The organism is Candidatus Syntrophosphaera sp. (genome assembly GCA_019429425.1).
Taxonomy (GTDB): Bacteria; Cloacimonadota; Cloacimonadia; order Cloacimonadales; family Cloacimonadaceae; genus Syntrophosphaera.
This window is the reverse complement of the sequence record JAHYIU010000003.1, coordinates 17498-38450: the sequence shown is the minus strand read 5'-3', so window position 1 is coordinate 38450 and position 20953 is coordinate 17498. Positions and strand designations below refer to the sequence as shown.

11 protein-coding genes are annotated in these 20953 nt (G+C 58.1%); 9 read left to right on the top strand and 2 right to left on the bottom strand.

Annotation, left to right across the window (positions count from 1 at the left end):
- The first annotated feature begins 180 nt into the window (after positions 1-180).
- Together K0B87_00655 and K0B87_00650 are read left to right on the top strand one after the other, a co-directional pair.
- On the top strand, positions 181-2928 hold the full coding sequence (locus tag K0B87_00655; protein MBW6513257.1) for a hypothetical protein: 2748 nt from the start codon (positions 181-183) through the stop codon (positions 2926-2928).
- A 728-nt stretch (positions 2929-3656) separates the two neighbouring features.
- Positions 3657-12167, top strand: a complete 8511-nt coding sequence (locus tag K0B87_00650; protein MBW6513256.1) for an Ig-like domain-containing protein — start codon at positions 3657-3659, stop codon at positions 12165-12167.
- Between the two features lie 777 nt (positions 12168-12944).
- On the opposite strand, the gene K0B87_00645 is transcribed toward K0B87_00650, so the two are convergent.
- On the bottom strand, positions 12945-14342 hold the full coding sequence (locus K0B87_00645; GenBank protein ID MBW6513255.1) for an alpha/beta fold hydrolase: 1398 nt from the start codon (positions 14340-14342) through the stop codon (positions 12945-12947).
- 292 nt (positions 14343-14634) lie between these two features.
- Here K0B87_00645 and K0B87_00640 point away from each other — a divergent pair, with 292 nt between their 5' ends.
- The 7 genes from K0B87_00640 (at position 14635) to K0B87_00610 (ending at position 20162) form a co-directional block, all read left to right on the top strand.
- Entirely contained in the window at positions 14635-15375 is a 741-nt protein-coding gene (locus K0B87_00640) for a hypothetical protein (protein MBW6513254.1), read from the top strand.
- A 448-nt stretch (positions 15376-15823) separates the two neighbouring features.
- Positions 15824-16126 carry a metal-sensitive transcriptional regulator gene (locus K0B87_00635; GenBank protein MBW6513253.1) on the top strand — a complete coding sequence of 101 codons (303 nt, stop codon included), beginning with the start codon at positions 15824-15826 and terminating at the stop codon, positions 16124-16126.
- A gap of 20 nt (positions 16127-16146) precedes the next feature.
- Positions 16147-16608, top strand: coding sequence for a FixH family protein (locus K0B87_00630; GenBank protein MBW6513252.1), 462 nt, complete (start codon positions 16147-16149; stop codon positions 16606-16608).
- 60 nt (positions 16609-16668) lie between these two features.
- Positions 16669-17667, top strand: a complete 999-nt coding sequence (locus K0B87_00625) for a hypothetical protein (protein ID MBW6513251.1) — start codon at positions 16669-16671, stop codon at positions 17665-17667.
- Between the two features lie 8 nt (positions 17668-17675).
- The gene (locus K0B87_00620) at positions 17676-18275 is read left to right on the top strand and encodes a hypothetical protein (protein MBW6513250.1); all 600 of its coding nucleotides are present in this window, start codon (positions 17676-17678) and stop codon (positions 18273-18275) included.
- A 19-nt stretch (positions 18276-18294) separates the two neighbouring features.
- Positions 18295-19491: an ABC transporter permease gene (locus K0B87_00615; GenBank protein ID MBW6513249.1), complete on the top strand. Its 1197-nt coding sequence runs from the start codon at positions 18295-18297 to the stop codon at positions 19489-19491.
- Positions 19488-20162: an ABC transporter ATP-binding protein gene (locus tag K0B87_00610; protein MBW6513248.1), complete on the top strand. Its 675-nt coding sequence runs from the start codon at positions 19488-19490 to the stop codon at positions 20160-20162. Before K0B87_00615 ends, K0B87_00610 begins: the two co-directional genes overlap by 4 nt.
- 80 nt (positions 20163-20242) lie before the next feature.
- Here the strand turns inward: K0B87_00610 and K0B87_00605 are convergent, their stop codons facing one another.
- On the bottom strand, positions 20243-20866 hold the full coding sequence (locus tag K0B87_00605) for a hypothetical protein (GenBank protein MBW6513247.1): 624 nt from the start codon (positions 20864-20866) through the stop codon (positions 20243-20245).
- Positions 20867-20953 lie beyond the last annotated feature (87 nt).

Sequence of the window (20953 nt, the reverse complement as noted above, 5' to 3'; positions counted from 1 at the left end):
CTTCCGGCGCAGCTTAACTCTCAACTCTCAACTCTTAGCTGTGGTTTCACCCTTTCACGAAAACTCTCCCCCTCATCATTCCACAAACTCCAAGCAAAGGGAGTTCATTTAAAGCTTGACAAATATTTCAACTTAGGGAATGCTGGAATCAGTATAATTTTTTACTCAAGGAGATCTCTCATGAAAGCAATTCTCTGCCTCGCGGCCATGCTTTTATTGTTTTCCGCCCTCACATCCGTAACCTGGTCTGTGGTGCTCTTCGACAGTTTTGGGGACGGCTGGAACGGCGGCACAATCAGCGTTTATGTGAATGGCACGATCGTGCTAAACTCCCTTACCCTGGCCTCGGGCTACGGCCCGCAAAGTCATCCCTTCATTGTGCAGCACGGCGATCAAGTCACCACTTTGTACACACCTGGAAGTTGGTCTTATGAGAATGAATACCGGTTGATCAACCAAAACATGGTCACGGTGCATGTGAGCGGGGAGGGAGATCAAACTCCACCCAGCAGCCTCACCGCACCCGTCCTGGCGGAGGTTCTGAACATTTACAGCCATCCGGTGGGCACGCAAACAAACATCGGAGTCCTGCCCGTCTATCCATGGTTTTACTACAGCTATTCCCAGAGCATCTATTTGCGCTCGGAACTACCCTCCACCCTCGGCTACAACCGCATCTCCAAACTGCGCTACCATTGGAACGGAGTGGCCAGCGCCACCAATTCGCTTTCCTGGACAGTCTATATCGGGCATACCACCCTGGCAAGTTTCGCCAACACCACGAGCTGGGTGCCACTCTCCCAACTGACCCAGGTGTTCAGCGGGAATGTGTCTTTGCTGGCCACGGCCGGATGGATCGAGATCACCCTGGACAGGCCTTTTGAATATGACGGCACCAGCAACCTGGTGGTGGCGGTGGACGAGAATACACGCGGATACGACGCTTCCAACGGAAGGTTCTTCCAGACTGCCGTGGCCAACTATCGCAGCCTGGCATCTTACAGCGACGTAACCAATCCCGATCCCGCATCACCGCCGGCGGCTCTACAAAGGCTAAACCAGATACCCAACATCATCTTTGACCTGAGTCCGCTGCTCTACCCCCCCAAAATGGAGGATTTCAGCCGGACCAACATCCCCCGGGCCTGGACCCAGGGCTACTCCAATCCCTTCACATCCAATTTCTGGTTGCTCTACAATACGAGCAGCGCGGGCGGTTCACCAAATGAAATGAGGGCGAATTGGCGTAGCGGGACAGGGACTTCGCGCCTGATCTCGCCTCCGGTCACGACCTCAGGAGTTTCGATGCTCCAGATCGATTTTTACCATTTCTTTGACGATTTTGCCCCCGGACTAACTGCCAAGCTGCAATACAGCCACGACCTGATCAACTGGATGGACGCGGGCTGGAGCCTGGCCAGCGGGGGAGGCAACCAATCCGGGCATTCGACCATCGGCTTGGCCGGGCCATTCCAGGACATCACCTATATCGCCTGGACCCTGGAGGGAGATCATTTCCAGTTCGATTTCTGGTGTGTGGACAATGTGATCATCTCCAGGGACAATATCGACGCCCGGGTCGTGAGCATCGACAATCCAGAAGTGGTGGACCTCGAGCCACTCATTCCCCTGGCCACGGTCCAAAACCAGGGTGACAGCCCCGCCACCTTCCAGGTGACCTATAGCATCGGCAACGGTAATTATGCCAACACGCAATGGGTAAACAACCTGGCTCCCGGGGCCACCCAGCAGGTCACTTTCGCGCCTTTTGCCACCACCTTGGACAACGGCTGGCATATGCGGGTGACCACCCATCTGGCCAATGACATGAATTTCGGCAATGACCGGCTGGAACAGCTGCTGTGGTTCCTGGACCTGGATACCCAAGCTTACGTGGACGTTCATCATTACTCGGATCCCAACCTCGAAGGACCCTCCACCTTCAACCTGAAAACACCGGGCACGGTCACGCATTTGGGTTCACCCTCCGCAACTGAGCTATTCATGGCCGGAGCTGACTGGATCGGCAATCATTGGTACGGAACGGAATGGAGCAGCAGTTCCCTGGAATCAGACAGATACTGGCGGATCGACCACAACAGCGGGGCCCAGACCTACCTCGGCGATAATGGCGTCCCCATTCATGGCATTGCCTGGGATCCCATTGGCCAGATCCTCTATGGCACCGATCTTGCCAATCTCTACACCCTGAACCGCTATACCGGAATAGCGACTCTTGTTGGCTCCCACGTCAACTGCGTATTTATGATCGGCCTGGCTTTCGATCATAATATCAATCGCCTCTATGGAGTTGATTTGGTCAACGACAATCTCTACTGGATCAACACTGCCACAGGACTTGCCAACGAGATCGGGTCCCTGGGAATTCCGATCAATTTCGGTCAGGACCTCGCCTTCGACCGGGACAAGGGCTATCTCTTCCTGGCCGGATACAATGGCGGTTACAGGTCCATGCTCTATTGGATCCGGCCCGCCACCGGACAGGCCTTCAAGATCGGCGATTTTCCCACGAATACCCATATGGTGGGTTTCGCCATCCCCTACGACGCAGGCATCCCGGACGTGAGCATATCTGCCAACGGCACCCTGAGCTGGGACCCCATCCCCGGCGCCACGGAATACAAGATCTACGGCTCCAATACACCCTACGCCGCCACTTTCACCTATATGGGCAGCACGCCTTCGACCTCCTGGCTGGAACCGGGCGGCCTCCAGTCCAAACGCTTCTACAAGGTGACCGCCATCACTTCCACCCGGGACGGAACTTTCGGCGAACCGGTGCTGAGGCTGGATATCAAAGATCCGCTCACCGGCGAACTCCTGGATCCCCAACCGCCTCTGCCCAAAGCTGTTATCGACCGGGCGGCCTGGCCCTCTGACCCTCCCTCCGCGGGACTGGCGCCCTGATGGAGCTTTGAGGCAGAAACAGTTTTAAGTGTAAGCCGCATAAGCCTGGAGTCGAGCGGACCGGTTCTGCGCCTGTCCGTTCAGACTCCGGGTGTATCCCAGGTCCGCATGGACTCCAGAATCACCCCCGCTCCAGAGCTTGCTGGAGTCCATGCTCGTTCCTCTCTCGACTCCAGCATTCCTCCCCTTTTCCCTGACTCACCTGCCTCCTGTATGCCACACGCCGAGTTCCCGCCAGCCGGGCGGGTGGTGGGCGGGTGGCAAGTTAGTGATAGGTGAGTCAGGCAAAAGCAAGGAAAATGATGGTATGAGCCGGATTCCGATGTTGGAGCGTACGCGGTAAAAATTAAAATAATAACCGTTCGTAAAGAACAAATAATTTTCTGCTTGACACTATGGGCGCTGTCTCATTTATATTAATATCCTGTGCATGCACTCTACCAAGGATGATCGGGAGCCCGAGTTTTTCTGGCCCCAAGGTCAGGCGTCCAGCCCGCGGCACAGCTTTGATATTTTAAATACCTGCTGGCGTGGATATAAATCCACAGTGGAGAAACGATGTCAATATTCGATACGCAGGTTTTCCATTTCAGGGGAGGGACCTCAAACAAGGCGGGGGAAAGCAAGCGCGGACAGCAGCAGCAGGCTTTCCCGGACCTGCGAACCACAGAAGCAGCCCTCCGCCCACCACATCACATCATCCAAACAAGCATCATAAGGAGAATAGGATGAAGAACACCAAGATTTTAACCCTATGTGCCGTTATGGTTATTTTCTTTGCCTGCCTCAAAGCGCAATCACATGATTGGCTTTGGGTGACCGGAAACAACCCAGGAGTGTCGCATGGCAATGCAATTGCCAGGGATAATTTGGACAACATTTATATCACTGGTGATTTCCAAGGCACCGCCTACTTTGGGTCCTCAACTATCACCAGTGTCGGATCCTGGGATGTGTTCGTCGCCAAGCTCGACAAAGATGGAAACTGGCTCTGGGCAAGCCGGGCCGGAGGAACGGACGTTGAATGGAGCAATGGGATAGCCGTTGATAACTCCGGAAATGTTTACATCACCGGGGCTTTCTATGCTACTGCTGTTTTTGGCACTACCTCATTGACAAGCGCGGGTGATCTGGATACTTTCATCGCCAAGTTGGATACGAATGGCAACTGGGTCTGGGCGAAAAGGTCCGGAGGGATCAGCAGTGACGAAGGTTTCAGCCTGTGTGTCGACGATGACGGCAATGTCTATTACACAGGCAATTTTCGTGGAACAGCCAGCTTTGGCACAACCAACCTAATCAGCAGCGGATCCACCGACGTTTTCACGGCCAAGCTGGATTCAGCCGGAAACTGGCTCTGGGCAAGTCAAGCGGGAGGATCATCCGGCGAAGAGGGACATGGAATCGCCGCCGACAGCAGTGGCAAGATCTATCTCACAGGCAATTTCTGGGGAACGTCCCAATTTGGCAGCACGACCCTTGTAGCCAGCGGCCCGTATGCAAACAGCTTTGTTGCCAAGATGGACAGTGATGGAAACTGGCTCTGGGCAAAGAGGGCGGCAATGTATAATGGAACAGGCAACGCCATTGCCGTAGGCAGCAACGGGAACCTGCTGGTCACAGGGTGGTTTTACGGGACTGCTGAGTTTGGCGCGACCTCATTAACCAGCAGCGGATTGGAAGATATTTACATAGCCGGGATGGACAGCAATTCGAACTGGTTGTGGGCACAGCGGGCGGGCGGAGGCGGATATGACAGTGGCAATGGGATCGCAGTTGATATGGAGGGTAACGCGATGATCACGGGGAACTTTAATGGGACAGCTAGTTTTGGTTCCCAAACCTTGTATAGCAGTGGATCATCGGATTTGTTCTTCGCAAAATTGGATGCTGGGGGCAATTGGATCCAGGCCATCAAAGCCGGAGGAACTAGTACGGACGAGGGTATGGGGATCGTTTTGGACAACAGCGGAAAAGCTTATCTAACTGGCGAATACAGAAACACCGCTTATTTTGGCCCATACTCCCTTACCAGTTCGGATCCTGGCGCGCGCGCCTTCGTCGCCAAACTCAGCGTTAGAGAGATCAGCCTGTTATCGGCTCCTGCCATGGATTTTGGCTCCCTAACCATCGGCGGGCAATCAGAATGGCAGGCCGTGGCCTTAAGCAATGAGGGAACCCCGAATATTACTATCAGCGAGATTTACTTCGACGGAGATCCACAACACTATGAGCTTGCAGAGAACCCTGGCAGCTTGGTATTGGCTCCCGGGGATTCCACCACCCTGATGGTGCGTTTCAATCCCCAGGAAGCAGGAATTCATAACGATATTCTGCATATTATAAACAACTCCGGTAATCAGCCGGATCTGCAGATAGCCCTCTCCGGAGTGGCGCAGTTTCCCCTCTGGTCTGGCAACATGGTAGTGAGCCAAAACGTCGTCGTTCCCCACGGGATAATCCTGCAGGTGGAACCCGGGACGCAGGTGCAATTCGCGCCTGGCACGGGAATTGACGTCCATGGCAGTCTCCAGGCCCCGGGTACGCAGGATGGCTGGATCACTTTCACCGCCCAGAATGAAGCCCTGGGCTGGGACGGCCTGGCCTTTTTGGGCGAAAACACCCTTGCGGACAGCTCTTATCTGGCTTATTGCCAGATCAGCCACGGCCTGGCGGGTCCCGGAGACCTGCCCGAAGGCGGATTGGTCCATGTGGACGGCTATGACGCTCTGACCCTCGTCAATTGTGTCCTGAATGAAGGAACCGCCGATCAAGGCGGCGCCCTGGCCCTGCTTAATTCCTCCGCGGAAATCTACAACTGCGTGCTGCATCACAACAATGCCGCCAGCGGTGGCGGGGCCGTCTATCTGAACAACTCCAACTCCCTGCTGGCCCATCTGACCATCGCGGACAACGCTTCCACGGCCGGTCCGGGGGCCATTCTGGCAGAAAACTCAGGCAGCGCCAGGATCTTCGGCTGCAACATCTGGGACAATGGAGAAAGTCCTCTCTCCGGCGACATACTGGTGATGTATAGCAACGTCCAGGGCGGTTGGCCCGGCTCCACCAATATCGCTTCGGACCCGCGCTTCGACCCCAACTACCCCGGCCATTATGCCCTCAGTTCCACCTCTTCCTGTCTGAACCGGGGGATCCCCGATCCCGCCAGCTATCCGCTGTTGCCGGATTTCGACATCATCGGCAATCCACGCGTCCATGCCCACACCCAAAGCGCCTACAACCGCCCGGACATCGGCGCCTGTGAATTCGCCGGGATCCTGGATCCCACGGACTTTTCCGCCACCGACGGCAACAATGATTATCCCGGGCACGTATATCTGAGTTGGAGCTATTCCAGCGCCTACCTGCCCAACGACGGTTTCCAGATCTATCGCGACGGCTCGCTGCTGGTGACCCTCTATCCCCACATCACCAGCTACGCCGATTACAGCGCCATTCCGGGACAGCAGCATGCCTACACCGTGCTGGCCTACGCGGGCGGGGAAACCTCCAATCCGATCTCGGACACCGGCTACATCAAGCCCAACGGCATCATCACCGGCAAGGTGGAAACCCCCAACAACAATCCCGTGGCCGGGGTGTTGATCTCGCTTGACCCATCGGAAGGCCACTGCCTGGAATTCGGCCCCGGATCCTATTTCCAGGTGGAAGTCCCGAACGCCGACCTGAGCGCCGCCTTCACCCTGGAAGCCTGGTTCAAAACGGCTTCCGCGGATATCGCCCTGCTCTCCAAACTTGACGAGGCGGAAACCGACCTCAAAGAGCTGCGGATCGACGCCTCCGGCAGGCTGCTCTATACCGACGGAGTCTCGACCCTGGCCCAGTCAGGCGATTCCCCCGCTGTGAACGACAACGCCTGGCACCACGTGGCTTTAGCCTACGACGCCAGCCAGGGCAGGGGCTATCTCTATCTGGATGGGATCAGCGTGGCGGATGCCTCAGTGATCTTTTCCGATACCCCCGGAGGCATGCTATATGTACAGGATGACGCCTTCACCGGATTTATCGACGACATCCGGCTCTGGAATCTGGCCCGCACGGAAGCCCAGATCCAGAGCTGGAGAAACCTCATCCCGGCTTGGAATTCCCCGGGCCTGATCGGCTACTGGGCCATGAACGAAGGCCTGGGCAGCCAGGTCTTTGACGCCACCAACAACGCCCACATCGCCAGCACCAACGCCGCCTGGAGCAGCGCGGGACCTGGCGTTTTGCTCGGCGCCGTCACCGGCAACTGGGGCGAATACGTGATCTCCCAGATCCCCTATGGCAACTACACCACCTTCACCGTCACCCCCAGCAAGCCGGGGCACATGTTCCAGCCCGAACAACGCCTCGTGACCCTCTCCCAGAGCAACATCAGCGCCAACAACGTCGATTTCACCGATAATTCCCTGATCCCCATCTCCGGGCATGTGATTTTCTACGACACGGTCTGCCCCGTGGTGGGCGCCACGATCTACCTGAACGGCTCTCAGGCCGTGCCTTTGGTGCTGACCAATACCGAAGGCTACTATGTGCTGGAAGTGGAGCACGGAACGGCTTGCCTGGTCTCGGTGGAATACAAGGGCCACACTTTCGACCGGACCTGGGACCTGGGCGAGGTCACCTATCCCCGCACCGATATCGATTTTCAGGATGTCTTCACCACCGGGCTGTTCGTCCAGGTGGTGGGAGGTTCTGATGACTGGCCCCTGGGGGATTTCGACGTCGCTCTGAACTCCGTGGACGGGCTCTACACCCGCGTCGTGACCGGACAGGACTGGTTCACAGGCATGGTCCTGGTCTCCACCATTCCGCCTCTGGATTTCAATGTGACCGTAAATCCCGCCGGGGACGACCCCTTCAACCTGGCTGTGGATGACCAGTTCCAGTCACTCAAAACGAAGCATCTTGATTTGCGGGACGCGGACGCGGACCCGGACACACTGCGCTATGAATGGCGCGCGCCTTTGCAGGCGGAGGTGATCTGGCCGGACGGACTGGAACTGAAATACTTCGCGGACGACAGCGAGCAGCTCTACGGCTTCTACGTTTTGGACCAGAACGTGTGGGTGGAACTGGAACTCCGGGCCTTTGAGGATTACAGCCTGCCCGCCTTCCCGGGACGCAAGACCTTCCTCACCGCTTGCGACATCCTGGTTTCAGACGATGTGGGCGCCATCGGCTCCACCGAAGCCAATTTCTCCGGCGAACAGAGCTACACCTATCGCTTCGCGCCCTATCTGCCCAACATCCTGGACGGAGGGGCCCGCCCCTATCAGAACCTGCTCGAGGTAACCATCCACGACACCGCGCTGGAACGCTTTGCCACTCACGCGGATTGGGTGATAACCCAGGGCGCCCGGCCCACCGAAAGCACCTACGCCACCACCTCTCCGGAAATCCCGTTCCTGATCCTGCACGATCCCCCCGGAGACTCCAGCTATTCCTCCTTCCGCGAGTCCAGCAGCAGCAGCGTCGCCTGGGGCGTCTCCGTCAGCAGCGCCTATGAGCAGGGCAATCAGGTCAGCGTCCATCTGGGGCCGACTATCTCCGTCTCGGCGGGTCCCTCCTTCTTCTCGGTCCAATCCACCACGGACTACATCTTCGACCTGGATTTCGGCTATTCCTGCCAGACGGTCCAAACCAACGCCAGCGAGGTCTCCTACACCTTCACCACCAGCGAGGAATACCGCACCTCGGACCAGGACCTGCTGATCGGGCGCGAATCCGACCTCTACGTCGGCGGCGCGCTGAACCTGATCTGGGGCCTCACCCGCGAATTGCTCTGGGATGACGACACACAAGAGGTCACCCTGCGGAACAACGTCATGGTGGTGCCCGACGGCTTCGACACCGTCTACATGTACACCGAGGCCCAGATCCTGAACAACGTGATCCCGAACCTCATCGCCATCGGAGACACCAGCTCCGCCGCCATGTGGCAAAGCTATGTGGACATGAATGCATCCAACATCGCCAACGCCCTTCCCAATCCCAACCATCCAGCCAACGTTTCCTTCAACGCCGGGGCGGGCTACCTGTTTGAAGAAACCTCCAGCGTGAGTTCCAGCCAGACCATTGTTTTCGAACAGACCGTGAGCGAATCCTTCGGTACGGAGATCGGCCTGGTGATCAACGGAATGGGCGGCTCACTTGGATTCACCTTCGAAACGGCCCTCACCCTGGGATCTTCCCAGACGGGCTCCTACGCGACCGAAACCGCGGTCAGCTTTGAATTGGCCGATGACGACGAGGTCAGCCACCTGAACTTCCAGCCGGATTATTTCACGGTGGATATCAAAAAGGATCCCGTCTATGGCACCCCCGTCTTTGACCTCTTGGCTGGGGCTTCCTCCAACCGCTGGGAGCGGAATACCCTGCCCCGTGACGGGGTCAGCTTCTCCGCCAACACCTACACCGCCAGCGGCCTCCAGGACGGCGAAACAGCCGCCTTCCTGCTCCAATTGGGCAACACTTCCCAAACAGGCGAACACCGGCGCTATTTCCTCACCCTCCTGCACGCCACCAATCCCGGCGGCGCCACTATCCTGATCAACGGACTGCCCGTGGTGGACAGAATGGCCTTTGATGTGCCTCCCGGACAGCAGGTTCAGGCCGTGATGACCGTCGCTCAGGGCCCCGCCGCCTATGAATATGAGGGCCTCACCCTGGAATTCTTTGCCGAAGGCGACCGCGGGCATGAGGGCCCGGAAGGCCACGCTTTCTGGGTCACGCGAGGCTTCAACGTGTATTGGGAACCGCCCTACAGCCGCGTCAGCATAGCCAGGCCGGAGGATGGCTGGATCGTGAACCAGGCCTCGAACAACAGCCTGGAGATGATGCTCACCGGCTATGACCTCTCCAAGCCGGATTTCAACTCCCTGCTCCTTGAGTACAAGCGCCCGGCCGCGATAGACTGGCTGCCTGCTCTGGAAATCCCGCGCGACAGCCTGCTTGCCCATCCCAACTACATAATCGTTGCTTGGGACGTTTCAAGCCTCTCCGACGGGCCCTGGCAGATCCGGGCCGGTACCACGGACAACATCCAATCCAACTATTACACGGCTTCCCTGAACGGTACGCTGGACCGGACTTCCCCGGCGGTCTGGGGCCTGCCTCAGCCCTCGGACGGGATCCTGGGCCTGGGCGACCTGATCTCGGTCACTTTCACCGAGCCCATCGATCCCAATTCCGTCCTGCCTGGCTCTGTTTCACTCATCATCACGCGTACCGGTCTGCCGGTCGACATCAACGTCCAGGCCAGCGGCAACGCGGTTTCCATCGTGCCCCTGATCGCCAATTACTGGCTGGAGAACGAGACCCTGGAGGCCACGGTGCAGGGCTTGACGGACCTCCATGGCAATCCGCTCGCCGCGCCGGTCTCCTGGGAGTTTTTCGTGAACGCCAATCCAGTGTACTGGACCCAGCCCAAGATCGAACTGATCAAGGCCCTGGGCGAACCCCTGAGTGTGAGCGCCCAGCTCCACAACTCCGGAGGCCAGTATTCCAGCTTCAGCATCGCGGGTCTGCCCCAGTGGCTCACGGCTGTGCCAGGCTCCGGAAATCTGCTGCCTCTGGAGACCCAGTCCATCACCTTCAACATCAGCGAGCAGCTTGGCTATGGCGTTTTCCGGGATACTGTCTACGCGGATATTCCCGCCCTGGGACGCGAGCCTCTGGCCTTTGAGATCAGCGTTTTGGCCGATCCACCCGCCTGGGCTTCCGTGCCGCTGGGCAATTTCGACCATTCCCTGTCCATCACCGGCCAACTCTTCCTGGAAGGCGAGATTTCCGCCGATCCCAACGACGTCATCGGCGCCTTTGTCCTCGATCCGGCCTCCCAAACCCTTGTCTGCCGCGGCTTCGCGTCCCTCATCAGCGTTCCCTGGCTGCCAGGCTCGTATCAATTCTACCTCACCGTCCACAGCGATCTTGATTCCGGCGAAGAGCTCTTCTTCCGGGTTTGGGATTCCTCCCAGAACAAGGAGCATTGGGGCATCCAGGAGCAGTTCTTCTTCTCTTCAGGAGCGGTTTATGGCACACCCCTGGACCCGGTGCTCATCCACGTAAATCCGGAGCTCTACTCTTCCAAGCCCTGCTCCGCCGGCTGGAACTGGCTCTCCGTGAACCTGGAGAGCCCATCCATGGACCTGGACGACGTTCTGGCCAGCCTCCAGCCCTCCGCCAACGACCTTATCAAGAGCCAGACCGCCTACGCCCAATACGTTCCCGGACTCGGCTGGGTGGGCGATCTGCAATCGGTCTCCACCACCCAGGGCCTGAAGCTCAAACTGGCCCAGCCTGATGAACTGAGCGTGATCGGACTGCTGGAGGATCCGGCCGCCACGCCGATAAATTATGCCAGCGGTTGGAATTGGATCGGCTACCTGCCCCACGTCAGCATCAGTGTGAACGAGGCTTTGGCCAACCTCGCCAATTCCGCCACCGGCGACCTCATCAAAGGCCAGAACGGCTACGCGCAATACATCGCGGGTTATGGCTGGTACGGCTCCCTGCTGTTCCTGGAACCCGGGGCCGGATACATGCTCAAGACGTCTTCCAGCGGGAGTTTCACCTATCCGGATTATGAGATCCCGCGGGGCGATCAGATCGATATCTACGCCCGGGAACTCCAGCGGCTCAGGGATCCAAGCGGCTGGCAGGTCGATCCCGCCGCCTATGAATTCACCTCAAACATCACCTGCGTGGTCCTGCAAAACGGCCTGCCCCTGGATACCTCCAACGCCCTGCTGGGCGCCTTTTACGGCGATGCATGCCGGGGAATCGCGGCTCCGGTCTGGGTGGTGGACAAATGGGTGTTTTTCCTCACCCAGTATTCCAACGTGCAAAACCAAACCCTCTCCTACAAGGTCTGGCTGGCCGATACGAATGAGATCTTCACCGCCGCCGAGGCCCTGCCCTTCGTGAACAACCAGGTCCTGGGCGATCCGCTCGCGCCCTTCGAGTTCCATATCGGCCCCGCGGACCTGGGCACACCCCAAAACATCCTCCTGCAGATCGTTGCTGGCTCGCTCATCCTGAGCTGGGACGAGGTCTCCGGCGCCGGGCTCTACAAGGTCTTCGCTTCCGACATTCCGGACGCGGACTTCGCGGACATCACTTCCTCTGGATCCTTCACAACAGGCTCCGGACGGGTTTCCTGGACCTGCTCCCAGCCCGTCCAAAACCGCCGTTTCTACCTTGTGCGGTCTGCCACCTCAAGCATCCGTAAATAGCACTTCTAAAAACCAATACCGATGGGTGGGATACATTTCCCACCCATTTTTACCCTCTGGCTCCCCTTATCAATACGGTGTCAATACGGACTCATTACGGACAAAGTCCGTAGTGAGTCCGTATTGATAGCGTATTGATCAGGAGGGTGGGAAAGAGGCCGGAAAGATAAGTCATTGGCAGACAATTGTTTTCATCATTTTGAGGAATCGCTGGTGATGGGAGCCCCGGAGAGGCGACAGATCATAGCGGTGGTGCGGAACGACCGCAGGGAGTGCAGCCCCCCGATAGGAAAAACCGACGTATGATGGACCCCGGAGGGTCAAGGCTGTTTACAAACCCCGCCGCAGGTGGGGTGAAGGACAATAGGCCCGGGATTTATCCCGGGTATCTGTGTGGGATATGTCTCTATGGTCAATTCCCCATTCCCTCCTCAAACACAGATGTGATCTGTGTTTGAGGAGGGAGTGGAGTCATAAAACATTGATGCCTGCATATTGAAACACGACGGCTGAAGCCGCCGCCTATATTCCTGCACCCCACCTGCGGCGGGGTTTTTTCAACTGCCTGCGCCGGGTTGATACGCCACAACTCATAACGCATAACTCATAACGCATAACTCATAACGCATAACTCATAACGCATAACTCATAACGCATAACTCATAACGCATAACTCATAACGCATAACTCATAACGCATAACTCATAACGCATAACTCATAACGCGTAACGCATAACGCGTCACGTTAAAACGCTAAAACCCTAAAACGCTACAACGCTACAACTCCATTCCGAGCTGCTCTTTGATCCAGCGGGTCATGGTATTCAGGGCCTGAGGCGCAATGGTCTGTTCGATCTTGGCATATTCGTTTGGATGTCCGGTTTCGGCTTGCTGGAAGAGGTGGTTCAGCCCGTCCAGCTCGAATAGTTCGTAGTTTTTGTTGCCCGCCTTGTCCAGGGCCGCGCCGATGGCCTCCAGATTCACTCTGGACGGCACCTGCAGGTCCTTCGAGCCGATCAGGGCCAGGACGGGTTGCTGCACTTTCTCCAGGATTGGCGCGGGATCGTGGCGGATGAAGAAGAGCATCCAGGGATTTGTCATCTGGGCGATGAACTGGGTGATGACATCCTCTTCGGAATAGCCTTCGGGGATGTCGACCTGGCCATCCGCGACGCTCTGGACAAGGAATTCGCGGATCTGAGCGGTCAGGGCCTCGGGATCCTGTTCTTTCATGATCATGGCGAAGATGTTGCGGTTGATGTTCAGGGATCTCTCGATCTTGGCCTCGTCCGGTTCGTCGACCCGCCAGATCAGTTCTTCTTGCAGAAGCAGGAGCCTGTCTCCCCGGAGGCCAGGCCCAGCCAGCAGGACGATGAAATCCAGTTCCGGAATTTCGCCTGCGACCAACGGGGCGATCAATCCGCCTTCGCTATGGCCCGCCAGGCCGATCCTGCCTATCTCCGGGCGGCTTTGCAGGTATCTGACCGCGCTGGCCGCGTCGGAGGCGAAATCCAGAGTCGTGGCGGAGGCGAAATCCCCTTCCGAAGCCGCGAAACCGCGGTCGTCATAGCGCAGGACGGCAATCCCGGCGCGGGTTAGGTGGTCGGCGATCACCAGGAAAGGCTTGTGCCCCATCAGTTCTTCATTTCTATCCTGGGGCCCGCTTCCGCTGATCAGGATCACGGCCGGGTGTTTGCCTTTTTTGTCCGGCAGAGTGAGGGTCGCGGACAGTTTGATCCCCGCCTCAGGATTGGTGAATTGAAGCTCCTCGACCTCATAGGGGAAGGGCTCCTGAGGCTCCTGAGGCCGGATGTAAACAGGCTTTTCCATGGCTTCGCGCCGCAGATCCAGCGGCAGTTCATATCCGGATTGGCTGAAGGTTCCGGAGATGGCTTCGTCTTTGAGTTCTCCCGTATAAATGATGGGAGGCGTGTCCATTTCCAAAATGAGGATTGGGTCCGTGAAGGCCACCCTGCTGACCTGAATGCCGAAAGCGCCCTGGTCCGGGCTGTCGAAAGTGGCGGTAAGGCCTTCTGCGGAGGAAGTGATGTGAAACACGATCCGCAGCTTCATGCCCTCAATATCCAGCATGCCGTGCCAGTCGCCCGTGATATCCTGTCCAAACGCGCAGCCCAGGCTCAAAGCCAGCGCCAGCGCCAATAAAACTGCTTTCATTGTCTTCCTCCCTGATAAAAATTCAGTGGTTCGATATGAATCACATGTTACATCTTCCTGGTTTTTGTCAAGCTAAAAGGCTTGTTCAGCCTCTGAGCACAACCCGCGTATCCCTGATCTCTTTCTTTTTTTCCCCGCCGCTGGATCGGTGGCATTTGGGTGAAGGTTTTGCCCCACGCGGGAGTATAATCAATGACGAACAAGATCCCCCCTGGAAAAGTTCAGATTCCGGGGCGGCGGAAAACGAATGGCGGGAGTCTGCGGACTTTGCGGCCACCAAGGAGTATCAGACATGCGCAAGATCCTGCTTCTTTGCCTGCCGGCGCTGCTGCTGGCCTCATGCATCGTACACGAAGCCAGGCCGCCTTTTCTGGCCAGGTTCACCAACATGCTCTACACGGATATTTGGATCCAGGTTGACGGCTACGGCTCGCGGGTGATCTCCCCGGGTGAAACCGTCACCTTCAGGATCGAGAGACAAGACCAATGCTACAGCTACTCAGCCTTCACCCATGGCCAGGATGCCAATGGCGAGGCGATCGGCCTGGTGGTGGATTGGTCGCGCACCAACGAGATCTACGGCGATTCCTACAACACCTACCTGATCACCTTTCCGGACCTGTTCTTCCTGAAAATGCGCAACACCGGCTGGCGCGACCTGCGGCCCCTCCATGTGAACATCGGCTTTCCCGACCAGACGGTCGACGACATCATCATCCCGGGCAACGGGATCACCTACAACACCGGATACTACAGGGCCTACGCCGGAACCCGGGTCCAGGCCAATTGGATGGACATGCCCTCGGACTACACCTACTGGCAACACCAGGTCCATTTTAACTTCCCCTGGACCAATAACCAGTCGGTCACGCTGCTCAACACCTTCAAATCGGACGCCTCCGGCAAAACGGTGGGCGAAGCAAGCAGCGAGATTGGTTCCAATGCCCTTGATCCACGCGTCAATGAGCCCTTCGGAACAGACGCCGGCACACCGCGCGAGGCGAGTGGAGGTTTGTTGTTGCCCGCGGATTAAAAGGGATTTTCATACGGATTGGACGGATTAAGAAGTTTCCCGCAGATCACGCGGATAAAAAGCGGATCGCGCGGATTTAAAGAGAGTTTCATACGGATTTAACGGATGATACGGATTAACGGATAAAGAGATGTGAAACACGTAACACTGCCAGACCACGCCAAAACGACACCACGCCACCGCGCCCCTTCGTGTAATTCGTGTAATTCGTGGACAGGTCCCATCAGCCCTAACCCATAACGCCAAAACGTTACAACGCTAAAACCATAAAATCCCCTCACCTTTTTCCGTTTTTTTCGTCTGTTTCCGCGCTTTTCCGCGCCACCCAAGCTGTCCTGCCTCCTTCTCTTTCCGCCCTCCTTCCAACTCCCGAAAAATATAGTTTGCCTGGGTAGCGGAGCGGGTTATCCTATAAATACCCCCATGGGGTATATTAAGGAGCCGAGATATGAAAACATGCTGCCCAGACACGAGGAAAGCGCATCACGGCGCGGAGCTGAAAAAGAAGCTGGCCAACCGCCTGAAGCGGATCGAAGGCCAGGTGCGCGGGATCCAGAAGATGATCCAGGACGACGTCTATTGCGACGACGTGCTCACCCAGATCTCCGCCGTGCGCAGCGCCCTGGGTTCCGTTTCCCAGGAGCTGTTCGAGGCCCATCTTAATTCCTGCATAGTGGACCAGATCCGCTCCGGCTCCCCCAATATCCTGGACGAGCTGAAACAAACCATCGCCAAGATGGCGAAAACCTGAAGACCTACAAGGAGCCTACAATGAACAAAGCATTGATGATAATCCTGGCCAGCCTGGTGCTACTGCCTCTGGTGGCACAGCATTGCGGAAGTTGCCCCGCCGGCTTGCAAGCCGAGGCCAAATCAACCTATACCGCCTCCGACGCGCCTGTGCTTTCCACCAAAAAAGCCACGCCGCTCTACGACAACAAGAGCGTCACCTATAAATGGGACAAATCCCCCAAGATCGGCACCCACATCCTCTACGTGACCGTCAGGGACAAGAAGAACAGGCCTTCGGACGATTTCACGATCACCGCCAACGCCTACATGCCCTCGATGCGGGGAGCCCACGACACAGGCCCCAAGGCGATGCGGATGAACAAGCAGAAGCAATACGCCATCCCGGTCAATTTCATGATGCTCGGCGACTGGGAGATCGAGCTGCAGTTCAGCAAAGACGGCAAGGTGCGCAACACCGCGCTGGTCAAACTCGAGATTTAAGAAACAGGAAACATTCCCATGTTCAGCCCGAAAACCAAACTTGGAGCGGGCTTGGGGAATATGATCAACCGCCCCCGGGCGGCCCTGGCGATTCTGGCCCTGCTGAGCTTGGCCGGAGGAACCCTGAACGCCCAAGGGAGGCTCCTGTTTGCCGAAGCCCAGGCCGTGGGAAGCTGGGAGAGCCCGTCCAACTCCTTCCGCCCCTACTCCATGCATCCTGATGAGGCGATGCAGAAGCCCTCGCTGGGCTTTGACCTGGTCCAGCGCCTGGGCGGGGAAGGGCGCGACTGGGGCTATCTGGCGGTCCAAGCCCGCCTGGCCTATGACGAAAACCGGCCTTCCCGCCTGGAACCCCAGCTCTACAACGCCTTCCTGAACTTCAAGGCCCCGGGCTTCGACGCCTGGATCGGCCACAATAAACCCGCCCTCGGCCTGTCCCTCACCCTGGACAACCACGCCCAGATCCTGATGGACAACACCATGAGCGGGCTGGTGATGGACCGCGATTGGGGGCTGGGGCTGAATTTCAACCGCGGCAGGCCCGAGCTGGCTGTTTCCCTGACCACGGGAAGCGGCATGGCGCTTGCTTACGACGAAAGCTGGCTGCTGGCCGCGCGCGCCGGGCTGGGGGAACATTCCCGGGAAAACATCGCCCTGGGGGCATCCCTGGCAGCGGGAACCGTGTTCAAAACCATGGGCTACCATTTCATGCACGACCTGGCGACCCACCGCCTCCTGCTGGGCGGGATCGATTTCAGCCGGCGGATCACGGCCTTTGAACTGCGTTCCGACCTGCTCTACGGAAGCTTTCACGAGAACCCGGCCTACGCCGCACTGGCTCGCCTGACCTGGTTCCCGCTTCCGGAAGACCGGGCGGAGATCACGCTGCAAGGGCAGTTTCAGGAACTCGCGGGAGCGGCGGTCCAGAATTACTCGCTGGGCGCGGGCTACCGGCTCAGCCCGGACCTGGCCCTGCGCTCTGCCTTCACCTACTCGGAGCCGGCGGAAAGCGGCACCATCGCCCTGCAACTCTATTACTACAAAGCCCTGCCCTTTTAGGAGGGACCATGCAAAAATTCACCTTACTCATCCTGTTCGCGCTCCTCTGGCTGCCTGTCTGGGCGGCGGTGGGCTGCGACCTGAATGACCCCGATAAAGACGTGGCCCGGCTTTTTCCCGGTTCCACGGGCTATAAGACCAGCTACCGCACGCTGAGCAGGGAGGGTGGTAAAGCCCTCCTGGCGAAGGTCGAGGCGGATCTGGGCGATAAATTCAGCGGCCTCTACGAGACGATCGACATCCCCTACACCCTCTATACGATCTACAAAGGGGAAAGCAAGATCGGCTACATCCACGGGGTCAACCAAAAAGGGCGCTACGGCGGCCTGCAGATCTTCCTGAGCCTGGACAACACCGGCAGGATCACCAACATGTACCTGCAAAAGATCAGCTCGAAGAATGCCAAACTGTTCCGGGCGGAAGCCTTCACAGCGCAGTTCACGGGGCTGAACCAAAAAGACCTGGCCACCTGGGACGTTGGGAAAGGGAGCGGAAAGGGAAAGACCCTCGCGATCAAAAATCCCGCCCCCGGCGACCCGGATTTTGCCGCGATCATGCGCGGCGTGAAGAAAAACCTGGCGCTCATGCGGCATTTTGCCGGCTGGTGAGGCCAAAAGGAAGTTTGAAATGCCAAAGATAAGCACCATCGCCTATAAGAACCTGAAGCGCAAGCGGGCGCGGACGGTTTTGACCCTGCTGGGGATCGCCCTCTCCACCTGGGTCCTGATCAGTTTGCTGGGCTTTAACAAAGGATATGAACGCTCCCTGAATTCCGACATCGACAACCTCGGTTTCCAGGTGCTGCTCACCGCCAAAGGCTGCCCCTATGAAGCGGCGACCCTGATGATGCAGGGCGGCAGCGGTTTGCGCTACATGCCGGAAAGCGTGATGGACAGCCTCCAGGCCCATCCGGAGGTGCAGGTCCTGACCCCGATGCTGATGCAGGCGGTGTTCGACCCCTCGGTGGGAGAAACCGGGGCCATCGCGGCCTACAACGGAGTCGATCCCGCCACCTTCCCCGCGATGCGCAGCTATCTGGAATTCGCCCAGGGTGGGTGGTTCACCGATCCCGAAGCCCTGGAAGCGGTGATCGGCTATGAAGCCGCGGAGCTGGAGCAGCGTGAGGTTGGGGACATCCTCCTGATCCCGGAGCAGGAAGTGGAACTGCAGGTCGTGGGCATCCTCAAGCGCAGCGGGACCCAGGACGACGGCACCATCTTCGTCCCCTACAAGGCGCTGCAAAAGGTTTTCGGCTTGGAAGGCCAGCTCACCAGCGTGGGGATCAAGGTGGACAAGGAGACCGACATCGCCGCCTTTGAAGAAAAGCTCTACGACCTCCCGGACGTGCAGGTGGTCTCCATGGCGCAGGTGAAAAACACCATCTCCAATCTGGTTTCCACGGCGCGGGTGATGGTGATGTCCATCGCGCTGATCGCCATCCTGATCGCCATGGTGGGGGTGATGAACACCATCCTGATGTCCGTTTTGGAAAGGTATCAGGAGATCGGGATCATGAAGTCCATGGGCGCCTCCGCCGGTCACATTTTCCGGCTGATCTGGAGCGAGACGGTGATCCTCTGCCTGCTGGGCGGGATCATCGGCACCCTGCTGGCTTTGGGGCTTTCCGCGCTCACCGAGACCCTGATCCGCAATCTGCTGCCCTTCTCCCCCAAAGGCTCGCTGATCCTGATCGATCTGCCCCTGGTGCTGCGTTCCATCGCCATCATCGTGGGCATCGGCATCGTCAGCGGGATCTATCCGGCCCTCAGAGCCGCGCGGATCAAGCCCATCGAGGCCATCCACAGCAGCGAGGGGGACTCATGAGCATCATCACCGCCACCAACCTGAGCAAGACCTACCTGCGCGGCGCGGAGGAGATCCGGGCCGTGGACGGGGTGGACATTGCGATCGAGGCCGGGGAATTCGTTTCCTTCATGGGACCCTCCGGATCCGGTAAAACCACTCTGCTCCACCTTCTGGGCTGCCTGGACAATCCCAGCGGCGGAGACCTGAGCGTTGCCGGCAGGATCGTCTTCACAGACGGAAAAGCCATGCCGGAACGGGAACTGACCCGGATCCGCCGGGACACTTTTGGCTATATCTTCCAGAAATTCTATCTGATCCCCACCCTCACGGTCAAAGAGAATATCCTGCTGCCCTTTGCCTTCAGGACTGGCCGCACCGGGAACGCGGAAGTTGCCGGGATCGCCTCCAGCCTGGGCTTGGAGCAGCGCCTGAACCATCTGCCCAAGGAGATCTCCGGCGGGGAGATGCAGCGCGTGGCCATCGCCCGGGCTCTGATCAGCGATCCCAAGATCATCCTGGCCGACGAACCCACCGGCAACCTGGACAGCAAGCGCAGCGACGAGATCGCGGACATCCTGGCAGATCTGAACCGCTCGAGAGGGATCTCGATCATCCTGGTGACCCACAATCCGGCTGTGGCCGCCCGGGCGGGGAGAATGATCGAACTGCGCGACGGAAAGCTGATCTGAGCGAAGCGGGGCCCGTTCCTGTCCGGGGCAGGAATCAGGAACTCAGGCCCGGCGAATCCGAAAGAGCTATTACGCCAGGCTCAATGGCCGTGGTGTTCGCCACTGCCATGCAGGGCTTTGTGGATCGCTTCCACATAGTGGATGAAGGTCACATAGGCCTGCACATGCCTGCGTCCGGCCCCCACGTCATCCGGAGGGTATTGGCGGGTTGACTGGACCGCGGCGAACTTTTCCAGGATGCCGTGTTCAACATGGGTGGAGACCTCTTTGGCCAGTTCCTCTATCCTGCCTGTGCGCACGGCTTCGTCAGCCGCCTCGATTCCGGGTTCGGCTTCCGTGTCTTCAGGCTTGAGCCCTTCATAGGGCGCGCCTTCGCCAGCCCTGTGGATGCGCACCAGGGTCTCAAAGAAATACATGTCGGCCAGCTCTTTGGCTTGGGGATCCAATTTCCTTACATCGAGGGTTTTACGAAAAGCCTCACGAATGGCGGCTTCGTCCTGGGGCTGGACCCAAACCAGCACCAGATCTACGTTCCCGGTGTCCAGGGCCTTGACGGCGGCTTGCACGACCGGTCCTTTGACTGTGTCGCAATGCCCCAGCAGCACGGGGATGAAAAAAGGCAGGACATCGCCGTCGGAAACAAGCTGCAGCAAGGCCATGGCTGCCAAAACCAGCAGCGCTTTGACCAAGGTTTGCTTAAGCATCTCAACCTCCCTGTTCAGGTGTTTTCGAGGCCGGGCTGAACTCTCCGGGCTGTTCCGGTTTGCCGGTCCGGCCGCTGGTTTATTTCA

Coding starts and splice junctions, on each gene's coding strand:
- K0B87_00655 (MBW6513257.1), top strand. CDS start 181: ATGAAAGCAATTCTCTGCCTCGCGGCCATGCTTTTATTGTTTTCCGCC.
- K0B87_00650 (MBW6513256.1), top strand. CDS start 3,657: ATGAAGAACACCAAGATTTTAACCCTATGTGCCGTTATGGTTATTTTC.
- K0B87_00645 (MBW6513255.1), bottom strand. CDS start 14,342: ATGAAAGCAGTTTTATTGGCGCTGGCGCTGGCTTTGAGCCTGGGCTGC.
- K0B87_00640 (MBW6513254.1), top strand. CDS start 14,635: ATGCGCAAGATCCTGCTTCTTTGCCTGCCGGCGCTGCTGCTGGCCTCA.
- K0B87_00635 (MBW6513253.1), top strand. CDS start 15,824: ATGAAAACATGCTGCCCAGACACGAGGAAAGCGCATCACGGCGCGGAG.
- K0B87_00630 (MBW6513252.1), top strand. CDS start 16,147: ATGAACAAAGCATTGATGATAATCCTGGCCAGCCTGGTGCTACTGCCT.
- K0B87_00625 (MBW6513251.1), top strand. CDS start 16,669: ATGATCAACCGCCCCCGGGCGGCCCTGGCGATTCTGGCCCTGCTGAGC.
- K0B87_00620 (MBW6513250.1), top strand. CDS start 17,676: ATGCAAAAATTCACCTTACTCATCCTGTTCGCGCTCCTCTGGCTGCCT.
- K0B87_00615 (MBW6513249.1), top strand. CDS start 18,295: ATGCCAAAGATAAGCACCATCGCCTATAAGAACCTGAAGCGCAAGCGG.
- K0B87_00610 (MBW6513248.1), top strand. CDS start 19,488: ATGAGCATCATCACCGCCACCAACCTGAGCAAGACCTACCTGCGCGGC.
- K0B87_00605 (MBW6513247.1), bottom strand. CDS start 20,866: ATGCTTAAGCAAACCTTGGTCAAAGCGCTGCTGGTTTTGGCAGCCATG.